The sequence below is a fragment of the Dyadobacter luticola genome, from assembly GCF_005860805.1.
GTDB lineage: Bacteria > Bacteroidota > Bacteroidia > Cytophagales > Spirosomataceae > Dyadobacter > Dyadobacter luticola.
Genome location: NZ_VCEJ01000005.1, coordinates 271,127 through 286,422 on the forward strand (window position 1 = coordinate 271,127; position 15,296 = coordinate 286,422).

At 47.2% G+C, this 15,296-nt stretch carries 10 protein-coding genes; 3 read left to right on the plus strand and 7 right to left on the minus strand.

Translation table 11 applies throughout. The features are described 5' to 3' along the window. Positions 1-13: 13 nt before the first annotated feature. From xrtN to FEN17_RS20190, 3 genes are all read right to left on the minus strand, one after another. Positions 14-1,318, minus strand: a complete 1,305-nt coding sequence (gene xrtN / locus FEN17_RS20180) for an exosortase N (RefSeq protein WP_138367201.1) — start codon at positions 1,316-1,318, stop codon at positions 14-16. Then, positions 1,308-3,875, minus strand: coding sequence for an XrtN-dependent VIT domain-containing protein (locus FEN17_RS20185; RefSeq protein ID WP_138367202.1), 2,568 nt, complete (start codon positions 3,873-3,875; stop codon positions 1,308-1,310). The genes xrtN and FEN17_RS20185 overlap by 11 nt, the downstream gene beginning before the upstream one ends. 190 nt (positions 3,876-4,065) lie before the next feature. Beyond that, the gene (locus FEN17_RS20190) at positions 4,066-4,653 is read right to left on the minus strand and encodes a hypothetical protein (protein WP_138367203.1); all 588 of its coding nucleotides are present in this window, start codon (positions 4,651-4,653) and stop codon (positions 4,066-4,068) included. A gap of 102 nt (positions 4,654-4,755) precedes the next feature. On the opposite strand from FEN17_RS20190, the gene FEN17_RS20195 reads away from it, so the two are divergent. After that, positions 4,756-7,848 (plus strand): PVC-type heme-binding CxxCH protein, encoded by a 3,093-nt coding sequence (locus FEN17_RS20195; RefSeq protein WP_138367204.1) that lies wholly within the window; start codon positions 4,756-4,758, stop codon positions 7,846-7,848. A gap of 43 nt (positions 7,849-7,891) precedes the next feature. Here the strand turns inward: FEN17_RS20195 and FEN17_RS20200 are convergent, their stop codons facing one another. Then, positions 7,892-8,305, minus strand: coding sequence for a hypothetical protein (locus tag FEN17_RS20200; protein WP_138367205.1), 414 nt, complete (start codon positions 8,303-8,305; stop codon positions 7,892-7,894). Positions 8,306-8,324: 19 nt separating this feature from the next. Further along, positions 8,325-8,510 carry a hypothetical protein gene (locus FEN17_RS20205; protein WP_138367206.1) on the minus strand — a complete coding sequence of 62 codons (186 nt, stop codon included), beginning with the start codon at positions 8,508-8,510 and terminating at the stop codon, positions 8,325-8,327. Between the two features lie 161 nt (positions 8,511-8,671). On the opposite strand from FEN17_RS20205, the gene FEN17_RS20210 reads away from it, so the two are divergent. Then, positions 8,672-11,368: a PVC-type heme-binding CxxCH protein gene (locus FEN17_RS20210; RefSeq protein ID WP_229208916.1), complete on the plus strand. Its 2,697-nt coding sequence runs from the start codon at positions 8,672-8,674 to the stop codon at positions 11,366-11,368. Between the two features lie 114 nt (positions 11,369-11,482). Beyond that, positions 11,483-12,409 (plus strand): hydroxypyruvate isomerase family protein, encoded by a 927-nt coding sequence (locus FEN17_RS20215; protein ID WP_138367207.1) that lies wholly within the window; start codon positions 11,483-11,485, stop codon positions 12,407-12,409. A gap of 75 nt (positions 12,410-12,484) precedes the next feature. Here the strand turns inward: FEN17_RS20215 and FEN17_RS20220 are convergent, their stop codons facing one another. Together FEN17_RS20220 and FEN17_RS20225 are read right to left on the minus strand one after the other, a co-directional pair. Further along, positions 12,485-12,796 carry an isoamylase early set domain-containing protein gene (locus tag FEN17_RS20220; RefSeq protein ID WP_138367208.1) on the minus strand — a complete coding sequence of 104 codons (312 nt, stop codon included), beginning with the start codon at positions 12,794-12,796 and terminating at the stop codon, positions 12,485-12,487. A 147-nt stretch (positions 12,797-12,943) separates the two neighbouring features. Continuing rightward, the gene (locus tag FEN17_RS20225; RefSeq protein ID WP_138367209.1) at positions 12,944-15,205 is read right to left on the minus strand and encodes a TonB-dependent receptor; all 2,262 of its coding nucleotides are present in this window, start codon (positions 15,203-15,205) and stop codon (positions 12,944-12,946) included. Positions 15,206-15,296: the final 91 nt, after the last annotated feature.

Genomic DNA, 15,296 nt, shown 5'->3' on the forward strand with positions numbered 1-15,296 from the left:
GCCCAATATACCCTCAAATTTGCTGTAACCACCGGTTAATAGCGTCATTCAGGTTCTTTTCACTACCCGCAGTAACATTAACCAGTTGAAAATCACCTTCTCCCGTCATCGCCCGCCAGCGCCAATCGAGCTGGCTGATGGTGGTATGTTTACTATTGGAAAACCACCAGGCGGTTTGCAGCTTGTCGCTTCCTTTTTTCAATGTACCCACGTAAATTTTTTTGCCGGAAAAAACCTGCTCTTTCACGGCCGTCAGCTCATACCCGGAGCCAACCCAGCAAATCGCGGGATTATGTTCAGTAGTAAAAAATTCGGGGATCGGTTTTACGTAAATCAATGTCTCCGCATTCTTAAACTGCGTGACGCCACTCGCCAGCACATTCATCTGATAATCACCGGATATTTTACTGGTAATAACATTAACAGAAGCAGGTTTGAATGTTTGTTTTTGAAAAATAAAAAAACTGCAAGCCAGAAGTAATGTGATGTGCAGGGCAACTGCGGGAAAGTCTGGCTTCCAGGTAATGTTATTTTTTGAAGGAGTTATTTTTCCAAAATTCAGGGTTAAGTATTCGACAATCAGCGAGACAGGTAGCCAGACATAGAGCAGCAGGCAAGCTATACCGATCCAATCATGAAATGGATTTTCGGGGGCAATGTGGAAAATGACCAACGTAATGATCCGTATCAGGTTACCGGCAATGTTAAACGTAAACGCTGTTGCCAGAACGAGGATTTTTAGTTTCGTACCAATTTCCTTCCGCGTTTTTTGTTGTTCCTGAATGATCAGAAAAATACCGGCCAGCAGCGAGAATCCCGTCATTTGCAATCCCATACAAGCCGGATCTACAGAGAAATCTGCTCCGCCAAGCTGCATGATATTACCCGAAACTGTGACGGGAACATTGGCCAGTTTCAAAATAAAAGCCGACCACTCGCTAAGTTGGAGGCGGATCGGAAAAGTAAAAACTTCGGATAAGTATCTGAAAAGCGGTGAAATGATGATCAACACCGCCGCGACCAGCAAATTGAGTCGGCCAAGTACATGCTGGATCACAAAAAGCAGCGACGATACCAGCAGCAGATAGCGGAATGTTTGCTCTTTCCGGAATAAACAAATGATCAGGAAAACGGCCACAAAAAATCCTAGCCACCAGTTTTTATTACTGGTGGGCGAAGACAAAATCACCAGCGGCAGCAAGCCCAGGCCAATCCAGCAGGTCGCGTCGCCTTGGAGGTAACCCATCGATAGCAAACTGCCAAGCAGGACTACATAACCTGCCAGCAAAAACCAGGCGGCGAATTTATCAGCGTGCATAATTCCTAAAAGTATAGTAGCCAGCCAGCAGCGCAAAAAGTACGATCAAAGCCCATTCATGCGGCTCAGGCACCGCGCCCGACGATTTCAAACTCGCATTATCGAGGCTGTTTTTGCTTTTTTTAATGTCAAACCGATCATAATCCTTTTGACTTTCCAGCACAATCATGCTCGAAACCGGCGTGACAATGTGCGCCAAACTGGCTTCGCTGACGAGGCTGGCCTGCAAAACAGAATCCGACTGAAAACTTTTATCCAGATAATGCCGGCCCGCCTGCTTCATAATGTGGTTGTAGGCAAAAAGCCGCAGCAAATGATCAGGCGCATTTTGTTTGACAGGAACATTGCTTTCCACAATCACCAGTCCCGAATTTCCTATTTTCAACATTGATTCGTTGGCTTCGGCATTGGCAGGAAACTGGTTTCGCGAGAGCAGGTTTCTGATCTCAGTCAGGCTGCGCTCCTCGCTTCGGATTATGCGCAGCTCCTGCAATGTTTTGAGATAAGGCGAAAGTTCTGTGCTTAAATTCAGTGTTTTAAGCGGCGAAAGTATTTTGTCCTGACTTAATGCATTGGAAAAATGGCTTCCTGAAAGATCTTTTACATTTGGCGAAATGGCAGTGCCTTTGGTAATCAGCAAAGCATTTTCACGGTCGGCGACCAGATGCACCGGGAAAAGCGAGTAGTTGAATGCTGAGAGTTTCTCAAAAATGGCTTCCCTGTTTTCATGATTGAGCAGCTTGAAATTTTGGTCAAAAACATAAACCGGCTTGTTTTTCAATACATAAAAAATCTCATCAAATTCTTCTTCAGACCAGGAACTGTTGATGTCCAAGTAAATAGCTTTTGCTGCAAATGATTCGGGAACCGCCTGCACGGGCAGCATTGAGTAGGATTTTCCATTAAATGTAAAACCAGCATCCGAAACCGGTGGAGCATTAAATCTCGCGTCCCAATCAGACTGGTACCTGCCATTAAAAACCAGTTTAGAGCCAGCCTTTTCGGATTTAAAAGGAAGTTTCAGGCCGGAAATTTCTTGGGTAAAATCGAGCTTGATCGTCTCGGAAGCCTGCGAAGTGGCCGGACCATTGAACCAAGCATTTTCGTAAACCAGCTGATTGTTCTCAAACTTCAAAGGCGAAGTAATGCCGATCTTAAACTTGCGTTCTTCCTCGCTCGTGCAGGGGAAGACTTTGATTTTCAGCGTGTTGCCTTCCTGCCAATGTATCACCGACGGGTCGCGCGTCTCCACACCGACAATCGTTTTGTAAGCCAAGTCCGCCTTTGCCTGGGTGGTCAGATAACTTTTTTGCTCCACGCCATCAATCCACAAAGAAAGCGAGCTCACTACCGAGCCTTCCGGCAGGTGAAATGTGTACAGCGCCTCTTCCTGCATCAATGTTTGCCTGGCGCGACTTTCAATACTGATCGTCTTTTCGGTATATGCCAGCCGGAATTCCGGGTAAATTTTCGCCTCGGTAGCCACATGTGAAGTCACCAGATCGCTGCCCGACCAGAGCCGCTCCTGGGTATAATGCCGGCCATCGAAAATCACATTTAATAATTTAATGCGGTCTTGCTGATCCAATGCAGGTTTTGGCATGAAAAAGGAGGCGATGAAAACCAGCGGGTCATGCTGTGCAAGTTGGCCCAGGTTCGTCATCGTCGGGCCGAAGCTGAAAAATTCAGTCGGCATTTGGTAGGCCAGATCACCGATGATGATTTTTTTGGAAACCCAGTCACTACCAACCGATTGTCCCAGCAAAATCCAGTCGGGCAGCGCATTGTTTTTGCCCGCCGCGATCACGTTCGTTTTATGACTGATTTCACTGCTGATCCGATTCCATTTGATACTAAAACCAACAATAAAAAGCAGCGGGGCAAGGATGCCAGCCAGCAGATAGCGGCGGTAGATTTTCCATTTTTGGACTAAAATATTAATATAGGTAATCGAAATCAGCAGCGGAATAAAGCTGTGAACCGAAATGCCAAGCGCCATCAATGCCAGCAAACTTACCGGATAAAGTCGGATGAGATAGAGTGCATAGTAACACCAAAGTACTGTGGAAGAGGCGATTAAAAAGTGTACAACATTCTTTACGGCTTGCGGCAACCATTCTTCCAATGTAAAAACCACCCCGGCCAGCACGCAAATAATAATCGCCGCGCTCAGCCACGGTGCCGAGGTATTGAAAACAGACATGGAAAGATTCAGCGAAAAGCAACTGACCAGCCAGATGAAGCCTAGCAGAATTCGGTGCGCCAAAAATTCATTCGGCTGCTTTTTCCACAACATCCGGATTTTTCCTTTCGCCAGCAGCCAGGCGGTATAAAAGCAAGCCACCAGGTAAGTAATCACGAAGGAGCCAACTTCCAGAAGGGGTAGGGAAAGCTTTTTCTGCAAAGCTAACAACGTCGCGAAATTGAAAATCAGACACGCCAAACCCAGCATGTAATCGAAGTCGATCACGAGTGATGTTGGGCTAATCTGCTGATTTTGTGGCTCTTCCGTCTTTTGATCAGGCTGAACCGGAATTGTGGGCATAGTCGTTTTCATAGCTTTTCATTTATTAAAAAGTACTTTGTATTGCAAAGTAAAATTGATAAATGATATAAGCAATAAGCGCGAGAAGAAATTTTAAAGTTGTCAACCTGAGCGCAGTCGAAGGCTTTACTGGTGCGCAGTAACGCCTTCGACTCCGCTCAGGTTGACAAAGAATAGATCATCATTCTTAAAAGAAGCAGAACTAAGGCTTCGCGGGATTAATCATAATATGTGCCCTATGCGTGCCGGGATCCATGATCCAGGGCATGCCTGGCATGTCGGGTTTGAGGGGGAGGCCGGTGCTTTCGGCGGTGGCGAAGGGAATGTAGACGACGTAGCGTAAGTAGCTGTTTTTCAATGTGCCGGTCGCTGCGTCATAGTTATCTTTAGAGCCGGAGAGTACATATAAGGTGGACGATTGCTTTGGCATGGACAATGTGCCGGCTTTCACTTCTTTTTCACGGATGTCGAAAATCTCTTTTGGGTTTTTGCCTTCCTTGGTCAGTGCACGGCCGCGTTCCATAAAAGGATCGAGCGTGGCGGGGTAGCAGGACACATTGATATCCTCTTTTTTCGGATCATCGGCCAGACAAACGAAATCGTTATTGCCCGCGCGGAGGACGGTGAATGTGCCATCGGCGCCGTAGCCGTACACTTTTGCGCCGGCCTGTTTTTCAGAAGGCGCGGCCAGTACCGCAGTTTTAATCTGAATGTCGGGGGAAGGGATGTTTTGGCCGACTGCGCGAAGTGCCAGACAGACGATGATCAGGGAAAAAAAAGTCTTGTTCATGATAGTAAATGACAGGTGGATTGTCTCTTATAACGCTAAAATTAGCAATCTTTCATTTAGAAAAAACACATTGTTTCTCCCAGAAACACAATTACTTCACCTATGAATTTCAGAAAAAATCTGTTGCTTTTTCCGGCGGGCTGCCTGCTGGCGGCGGGCATGATAGCGGGTTACCAGAAGTCGAATCCCAGCACTTTCCGGGGCCCGAAAATCGACAGTTTATACAAAGACCTCACCGACGCGCAGAAACGCTCACCCAAATATGCCGTGGCCGGACTATCTGTAACCGAGGGCTTGGAAGCAACATTATTTGCGTCAGAACCTACCATTACCAATCCTACCAACATTAATGTGGACCATCTGGGACGGGTGTGGGTTTGCGAAGCGTATAACTATCGCCCGGCGATCAACGGTAACCCGACCAACAACGAGGGCGACCGGATTGTGATTTTGGAAGATACTGATGGTGACGGCAAGTCGGACAAAAGCACGGTGTTTTATCAGGGCAAGGAAATCAATGCGCCGCTGGGGGTTTGGGTGATGGGGAATAAGGTGATTGTGTCGCAAAGCCCGTACGTATGGCAGTTTACGGATGAGGATGGCGATTTGAAGGCCGATAAAAAAGAGGTGATTTTTGAAGGTATCGGTGGCGAGCAGCATGACCACGGGATGCACGCATTTGTTTTCGGACCGGATGGAAAACTGTATTTCAATTTCGGAAATGAAGGTGGGCAGCTGCTGGACGGAAAAGGTAAGCCGGTTGTTGGAAAAGAGGGTCAACCGATTGATTTTAAAAAACTTAAACAGGGAATGGTATTCCGCTGTGACCCTGATTTTACCAACATTGAGGTGCTGGGAAACAATTTTAGGAACAACTACGAAGTGGCCGTGGACAGCTACGGGACCATGTGGCAGTCGGATAATGATGATGACGGAAATAAAGGCGTGCGGATCAATTATGTGATGCAATATGGCAATTACGGCTACACGGACGAGGTGACCGGCGCAGGCTGGCGCGCCAACCGGACCAATATGGAAGATTCGATCCCGTACCGCCACTGGCATTTGAATGATCCTGGCGTAGTACCGAATCTGCTGCAAACCGGTTCTGGCTCGCCGACCGGTATGGTGGTGTACGAGGGCAAACTTTTGCCAAAGGAATTTCAGGGCCAGATGATCCACTGCGAGCCGGGACATAATGTTTTGCGGTCTTATCCGGTTCAAAAATCGGGGGCAGGTTACTCTGCAAAAATTGTCAACATTGTGGATGGAAAAAGAGACCAGTGGTTCCGCCCGAGTGATGTGTGCGTCGCGCCGGATGGTTCGCTGATCGTTTCCGACTGGTACGATCCGGGCGTGGGCGGTCACCAGGCTGGCGACCAGGCAAGAGGTCGCGTATACCGGGTTGCACCTGCAAATTCGCCTTACCGCGCGCCGAAGGTCGATTTTTCAAGCGCGGCAGGCGCAGTGGAAGCATTGCAAAGTCCAAACCTTTCGGTGAGGTATGAAGCCTGGCAGGCATTGATGAAAATGGGCGACAAGGCCGCTGGGCCAGCATTGCAGAAATTGTTTTCGGATAAAAAAGCGGATTACCGGATGCGGGCGAGGGCTTTGTGGGTTTTGAGCAAATGGCCTTCTACCAGCAAAAAAGCAATTGATCAGGCTGTAAAAGATCCGAATTCTGATATGCGGATTGCTGGTTTGCGCGCAGCCAGCGAGCTGAAAGATGCGGACATTGTTAGCTATCTGAAAACACTTTCCAAAGATCCTGAGCCGCAGGTGCGCCGCGAATGTGCGTTGATTTTACATCATAATAGTAATGCTGCTTCTCCGGCAATCTGGGCTGAGCTGGCCAAACATTACGATGGCAAAGACCGCTGGTACCTGGAAGCATTGGGTATCGCCGCGGACGATCAGTGGGACCCGTTTTTCAAAGAGTGGTTAGCAAAAGTCGGTCCAAATCCGACGGCTACCCAGGCTGGAAAAGACATTGTTTGGCGCTCACGTGGCAAAGAGTCCATTCCGCTGCTGGCTTCGCTGGCGGGTGATCCTAGCATTGATCTGAAAAGTCGTTTGCGTTATTTCCGTGCATTTGATTTTAATCCGGCGGCAAATGAAAAATCGATGGCTTTGCTGAAATTGATGAAGGGCACGGCCAAAGATCAGGCAGAAATTAACGAGCTGGCATTTCGCCACCTGGACCCAGCATTTGTAAAGGGAAATGCGGAAGCGATGGCATCATTGAAAAAAATGCTCGATACTACGTTTGGCACTCCCGCGTATCTGGAACTGGTTTCGAAATACGAGTTAACCTCTGAAAATGAGCGGTTACTGGACATGGCGATCAAACAATCTTCAACCCGAACCGGACAAGCGGCGGCATCGCAACTGATGAAGCAGGGTGGAGGGAATCTGGTTTGGAAAACCGTAAAAGGCAACGACGCAGCGAAAAGCGAAGGTATTTTGACAGCGATAAGAGGTTCGGGTAGCAAGGAATCGCTGAACATTCTCAAAGATGTGGCGACGGACAGTAAGTATCCCGCAAGTTTGCGTACTGTCGCTGCCAAATCACTTGGCGGTACGATGAGTGGGGAGGATCAGATTTTGGTTTTATTAAAAGATGGAAAACTGGATGGAGAAGTGAAAACTGCGGCGGTACAAGGTTTAAGCGGCGCGTGGCGGAAGTCGGTCAAGCTGGAAGCAGCTAAATATATGGAAGCAGGCAGCGTGAGTACATCCACCCGAAAACATCCCGAAGTGGCACAGCTGGTGACGATGAAAGGAGATATTGCAAAAGGTAAAGAAGTATTTTCGACATACTGCTCAGTTTGCCACCAGGTTAATGGCCAGGGCATGGATTTCGGTCCTAAACTTTCCGAAATTGGAGGAAAGCTGCCTAAGGAAGCCGAATACGCTGCGATTATGGACCCAAGCGCGGGTATCGGTTTTGGTTATGAAGGTTTTGAAGTAACATTCAAAGACGGCTCTACGGTTACCGGCCTCGTCGCCAGCAAAACTGAAACCGACCTCATCCTGAAATTCCCGGGTGGCTCGACCCAGGAATACAAAATGTCAAAAGTAAAATCTATGAAACAACTCAAAGAATCCATGATGCCAGCCGGCTTGCAGGACGCGATGACGACGGAGGAGCTGGTTAGTTTGGTTGATTATTTGAGTAGTTTGAAGAAGAAATAGAGAAAATGGGAGCGATTTTCAAAAGTCGCTCCCATTTTAAAATTCATTTGTAAGGCACCGCTTTGATTAATCTCAGGTCATTCAATTGACTGATATTAAGAATGTTTTCCTGTGGAATGATTTGTCGGCTGATCCAGTTATTAATCACCATTGTATTTTTTAACCCAAATCGGCGGCAGTATTCTTTCAAGGTAACCCACTCACTCAACGGATATTTTTGGCCGTTAATTTCAATGTTTACCTGCGAGTTTTCGTACTCAGCAATTAATTCCGCAGCTTTTTGACGCGACTCTCTCGCTTTCAATAAGATTTCGTCACCTTTTGCAATCATTACTTTCTTGATTTCCGATCGTTCTTCCTCGGTAGCATTCGCGTAGTAATCGAGACAAGCTTTACTCGCTGATTCGTAGTCTTCCAAACCGGTGGCCTTTCTTAATTGATTAAGTAGTTTTTCCATTGACTAATGTTGGTTTAAGCTAAATAGCTTTTAAGATTTCGGTTAATGTTTCAATTGATTTATCAATGTCATTTATCTCATCGAGATACTCATCTCTTTCACTTTCTGTTAACATTCCCAGAGAATCGCGATTATGAAGAGCTACCTTTAACTGACCTCTTCGGATAAGATGCTCTGCAATCAATTGTTTTAATTTTTCCCTCACGATTATAAGTGTAGCATAGATATACAAAGTTAACTTGTTTTGTTATATTACAAAACGAGCACGAATTTATTACTCCAAACTTTACACGTTCATTTCCAAATGCGCCCAACAAGCCGTATTTTTAAACGGTTTTTGTGAAGTCTGCGTCATCAACGTTTGTTTTGAAACAACTCAATTTTAAAAGATTTGCCCTTCTTCTTGCTGCAAATTCTTTCTTCCTTTCTTCTTACGGCTTTTGCCAAGACATTGATTCAGTAGCGGTTACCAATCCGGACAGCATATACGCAACATTGTCGGAACCTGAAAAACGGTTTTCGAGAAATGCGGTTGCTGGTTTGAAAGTAGCCGATGGATTGGAAGCAACATTATTTGCCTCCGAGCCGAATGTGGTCAACCCGATCAACATTGATGTCGATCACCGTGGACGGGTCTGGGTGTGTGAGGCTTACAATTATCGCCCTGCGGTAAATGGAAGGTCAGAGCTGGGTCAAGGCGACCGAATTTTGATCTTGGAAGACAAAGATGGCGACGGAAAAGCTGACGTGACTAAGGTTTTTTACCAGGGGCCGGAAATCAATGCGCCGCTGGGGATCTGGGTGATGGGCAACAAAGCGATTGTTTCGCAGAGCCCGTATGTGTGGCTTTTCACGGATACAAATGGCGATGATAAGGCAGACAAAAAAGAAATTTTATTTAAAGGCATCGGGGGGACGCAAAGTGACGCGGGTATCCATGCGTTTGTGTTCGGGCCTGACGGAAAGTTTTATTTCAATTATGGCAATGCCGGCAAGCAACTGGTTGACGGACAGGATCGTCCGCTTTTAGATAAATACGAAAGACCGATCGATTTCAGGCAATATAAGCAGGGTGTTGTTTTCCGGTGTGAGCAGGATTTTACCAAAGTCGAGATCATGGCGGAGAATTTCCGGAATGGTTTTGAAGTGGCGGTGGACAGCTACGGTACCATGTGGCAGTCGGACCAGGAAGAGCCTGGGAATGGCGGTGACCGGGTTTCATATGTGATGGAGAGCGGGAATTTCGGGTATGTGGATGAAATGACCGGCGCGAGCTGGCGTCTTAACCGGACCAATGTGGAGGACGAAGTGCCACGCCGTCACTGGCACCAGAATGATCCCGGCGTAGTGCCTGATCTGCTCGAAACCGGCTCCGGTTTTCCGATGGGCATGACGATCTATGAAGGTGATCTGCTGCCAAGAAAATACTGGGACCAGATTATCTTGGCCGACGCCGGACAACATTACGTCAGTGGTTTTCCGGTTGAAAATGACGGCGCGGGCTACAAATCGACGGGCGTCATCCCCATTATTGAAGGTACAAAAGACAAATGGTTCAGGCCGACGGACGTTTGTGTGGCACCCGATGGCTCGCTGATTGTGTCCGACTGGTACGATCCGGTGATAGGTTCCAATCAAATGAAAGACCGGTCGCGCGGGCGCATTTTTAGGATTGCGCCGCCCGGGACGCCTTATAAAATCCCGGTTTTTGACCTGAGTATCCCCGAGCAGGCTGTCAAAGCTTTGCAAAGCCCCAACTTGTCGATGCGGTACATGGCCTGGAATGCCTGCGTGAAGCATGGCTGGAATGCAGAGCCTTTTCTGGAAGAGCTTTTTAACCAATATAACATTAGTCCAAGACTGAGGGTCAGGGCTTTGTGGGTTTTGAACCGGATCGAAGGTTTTAATTATCGCAGTCTGGATATTGCTTTCAGACATATTAATCCTAACATTAGAATCGCAGCATTAAGAGCTGTGCGTCAGCGAAATAGCGATCCGACCGAATACATTAAGCGTCTCACCGCCGATCCTGATCCGCAGGTGAGAAGGGAATGTGCGCTGGCGATCAACCATAACCACACCTACGAGGCGCTGGACGTGTGGCTGCAACTCGCGAAGCAATATAAAGGCAAAGACCGCTGGTCGGTGGAAGCATTAAGTATCGGTGCATACGACCAGTGGGAGCGGATTTTTCCAGCCTGGCTGGAACGGACTGGCTCAAAACCCTGGCTGACGGATTCCGGAAAAGACATTATCTGGCTCGCCAGGACGCGGCAGGCGATTCCCTACCTGGAAGCGGCGGCGGCGGACACTTCGGTGAGTTTCAAAACCAGGCTGCGGTACTTCCGGGCGTTTGATTTTTTCCGCGCGGGATATGAAAAGTCGCAGGCGCTGCTGAATGTGCTGAGTGTCAATTCGTCTGATCGGATTGAGGTAAGTAAGTTGGCACTGCTGCATTTAGATAAATCATTTGTAACCAACTCGCAGCAGGGTCGCACGGCTTTAAACAAATTGCTGGACGAAACTTACGGCACTGAGCATTACATTGATTTGATGACCCGCTACGAGCTGGAATCAGAAAATGATCGGCTGTTGAAAATGGCGCTGGATAAGTCCGACGAGGTAGTCGGTCGTGACGCAGGGGCATTGCTGCTCGAACAGGCAGGCATTTCGTATGTGACCGACAAGCTGGCTGGTTTGAATGAGGCAAAAAAATCTGCGCTGCTGGCCTCTTTTCAGACGGTAGGTAGTTCGGAATCCATTTATCTGTTGCGCACATTTGCCCTTGATAACAATGAACCAGTTTCGGTGCGTAGAAATGCAGCGAAATACCTGGGTGGCAGCTGGCCAGGTGAAGAGGCCGTCGTAAAATTGTTGCGCGAAGATCGTCTCGACGGGGCTGTGAAGGAAGCCGCACTGGAAGGCGTTAAAAATGCTTTCCGCGAAGAAATCAAGGCGCAGCTGGCCCCTTATTTCCCGAAACCGAAGGAAGAAGTGAAAGAGGCTCCCACCGCTCCGAAAAGCAAAAAAGAGCGAAGAAGGCGTCGTCGCGACCGCGATTGAAATAGATCGTCAGTACAAAATCAAAAAGCCGTTCTAGAATTTTAGAGCGGCTTTTTGAGGTATATTGGCGCACATTTTCCCTTTACCATCCAAACATAACCTTAATAGAAAGTCATGCTTCGCAGAAATTTTGTGAAATCAACATTAGGGATTGCCGGTGCAGCTGTTGCGGCTGGCGATGCCTTCGCCGCCCAGTCCGCTCCCTTTGCCAAAAATCAGTTCAAGCTCAAATACGCGCCGCACTTCGGAATGTTCCAGAACAAAGCTGGAAAGGATAATATCGACCAGCTGAAATTCATGGCTGACAATGGTTTTATGGCGCTGGAAGATAATGGTATGATGGGACGCCCGGTAGATGAGCAGGAGAAAATCGCGAAGGAAATGACGCGCCTGGGCATTCAGATGGGGGTTTTTGTGGTTGATAAAGGCGGAAATGGTGCCAACACATTGGCAGCTGGCAAGCCTGAATATGTTGATATTTTCCTGAATGGCTGTAAAAAAGCAGTGGAGACAGCCAAGCGCGTCAATGCAAAATGGATGACCGTCGTGCCTGGTAATTTTGAAAGAAACATTCCGATTGGCGTACAGACTGGCAATGTGATCGATGCATTACGTCGTGGTGCTGAAATCCTGGAACCGCATGGTTTAGTGATGGTTTTGGAACCGCTGAGTGACTCGCCTGATTTGTTTTTGAGAACTTCCGAGCAGACTTACGAAATTTGTCGCGCGGTAAACAGTAAGTCGTGCAAGATTCTGTACGACATTTACCACATGCAAAAAAACGAAGGCCGCCTGATTTACAACATTGAAAAAACGTGGAGTGAAATTGATTACTTCCAGATTGGCGATGAGCCTGGCCGTAAAGAACCTACGACCGGCGAGATCAACTATAAAAACGTATTTAAATACATTTACGAGCGAAGCAAAAAGGAAAACCGCAACTTCATCATGGGTATGGAGCACGGTAATTCAAAGTCTGGCGCGGAAGGTGAGGATGCGCTGATCAAGGCGTATGTGGAGAGCGACAGTTTTACGGTTTAGATCGAAAAATTGATTTTAAGGCATAAAAAAACCGGGATGCAGCACGCTGTTCCCGGTTTTTTATTTGAATGTCGATTACAAAACAACCACTGAATTTTCGGCGGTTGCATCTACGCCCGCAGGAACGTATTTGTCTGCTTCCCAGTCGTTTTCCCATTTCGCATCATCCAGGATGTAGCGGAATTGGTATTCACCAGCGCCCAGTTCAAGGCTGGTTTTAAAAGAACCGTCTTTTTGTTTTTTCAATGCGATCGCTTCTTCTGGGTTCCATCCGTTGAATTCACCTACAAGTGCTACTTTCTTCGCTTCTGTTGCTGCTTCTGCTGGTACTGTGAAGGTAACTTTGTAAACAGATTTACTCTTTACAAATTGTTTCGTTAATGCCATAATTAAGTAGTGTTAATTAATTGATGGCTCAAAGATACAATCAAAAATTATTCAAAGCAATGAATGTCAGTCGTATATAGGTTGAATGTCTTTGAATAATCATATAATTACATTTTAGGACACTTTTTTGATCTGACGGAAATGCCTCTATCTCAGCGTGTAGCGCATCCCAGCGAAGCCCCTGATTCCCTGGTTCGGTGCATAAACGTACGACGGGTCAAAAGTAAGCGCATAAGGGTTGTCCGGCGTCGCAATCACCTGACCGTCACTGCCGAATTTTACATTTTTGTCAAAAGGATCATTGGATCTGGCGATGGAATTGGCGGGCGGCGTGAAGTTCAGCAGGTTCTTGATACCGCCATAAATTTCAAGTCCGTTCCGCCATTTTTTGGTGATTTGAATATTTTGCAGCGACCATACCGGAGAGTTCTTCGCACGCGGATCGGTCGGGCCCAAAACTGGCAGGCGCATCGGTCCGTACACATTGCCGGTGTAATCAAATGATACACCGGCACGCTGCATTTCATAGCTAATAGCCCAAACACCCGTAAATTTTTCAGTCAGCACCGGCCGAAACCTGACCCCGTTTTCCTTCTGGAAATTCTCCATATAAGTACCCCCGGCAATGATTTTGAGGGGAAAGGCAAAGTTGAAATCCACATTCAGGCTCACTCCTTTTGAAACCGCGTAACCGTCGAGATTATCATAAATGATTTGGTTCGGATTGGTATCGTAATCGGGCAGGATACGGTTGGTGAAATGCGTGTAGAAAAGCGAGGCGTCCAATCCTACAAAAGAATTTCCAGTCACGATCTTTTTGACCACATTCAAATTGGCATTCCAGCTTTGCTCGGGGTTTAATGCTTCTTTCACAATCACTTGCCGCGCGCCGGTCAATGCGGCGTGGTCTTCGGTAAACAAATTCACGATCCTGAATCCGCGGCCGACATTCAACCTCACGACGTCGGTCTGATTGAATTTGTATTTGTAAGCAGCCCGCGGCGTAAAAATGCTTCCGTGACGACTGTTGTAATCATATCTTGCACCCAAAAGCACCGCATGCGGCCCAACTTTGATTTCGTCCTGGATAAAAATGCCTGGCAAAAGGATCTTGTCGGCGCGGTCGCGTCCATCAAATTCTTTGGTTGCCGTCGTATTATCATTGTAAAAAGTGTAGCGAAAAGGCGTGCCTATCAGCAGGTTATGTTTCCCGATTTCCTTATCCCATAAAAATTGCGCGAATGCAATCCGCTGGTCTGCCAGGAAAGGAATGTGCCCGTATGCCGAATTCTGGTTGTGTGAGCTGAAAGAATATTGCAGCGTAACTTTCTCCGAAACAGGCAGTTGGTAACTTCCGAGGACTTCAAAACGCTTGGTGTAAATGCTCTCACCATAAATCTGGTCGCCGGTACGGAAAGATTTGTTCCACCGCATGTCGCCGCCCCAGCGATCTTCATAGTAGTAGCGCGCCGCAATGTTGGCTTGCCGGTTGTTTTTTAGGTTAAACGACCATTTGTTAAATATCGAAATCCGGTTTTGCAAAGTGAGGTCAGTAAAACCATCTTTATTATTATCAATCGGATTCTGATAATTGAAGTAACTCACTCCCAATAAGGAACTTGCATTTTTTCCCGCTATGAATTTCACACCCAAGTCCACATTATAATCCCGCCAGGTGGTACTAAACATATCTGCGGAAAAAACCGGTGCTTTTGAAGGATTTTTAGTGATAATGTTGACCAATCCGCCTACTGCCTCGGAGCCGTAAAGTGTTGAAGCCGGGCCTTTTACAATTTCAACCCGGTCAATCAAGCTGTTCGGGATTCCTGAAAGTCCGTAAACTGTGGAGAGCCCGCTGACAATCGGCATACCGTCGATCAGAACCATGGTGTAAGGTCCTTCGAGGCCATTCATGTGAATGTCGCCGGTATTACAAACATTACAATTAAGCTGTGGCCGGACGCCATTTACGTAGCTAAGGCCCTCAAATATGCTGGGAACAGGGTTTTTGTAAATGAATTTGGAAGTGATAATATCCACCGGCACCGGGCTGTCCAGCTTCGAAACCTCCCGCATCGTGCCAGTTACCACCACTTCATCGAGGGCATTGGCGCCAGGTTTTAATGTGAAATTCTTCACCAGATCTTGATTGATCCTGACGTTCTTTTCAGTCACGGTCGGCATGGAAATGTAGCTAACCCTGATCGTATACGTTCCGGTGGGAATGCCGGTCAGCTGATAGCGCCCCGAAGTGTCCGCAGTTGTTCCAACTTTTAATTCGTTGATATAAACCGACGCCCCAAATGCGGTTTCGCTCTGGCCGTCGAGAATGATCTTGCCTGATAATGTGTGCTGGGCGAATGTCTGGACTGAAATAAGGCAGAAAATTAATAGTATGCGTGTTTTCATTTGGCCAGTCGTGAGTAGTTTAAAGTTTATCTCAATTATAATTTAGACAAACCTAAAAATATTACTCGACAAATAAAAACCAGTTATATTT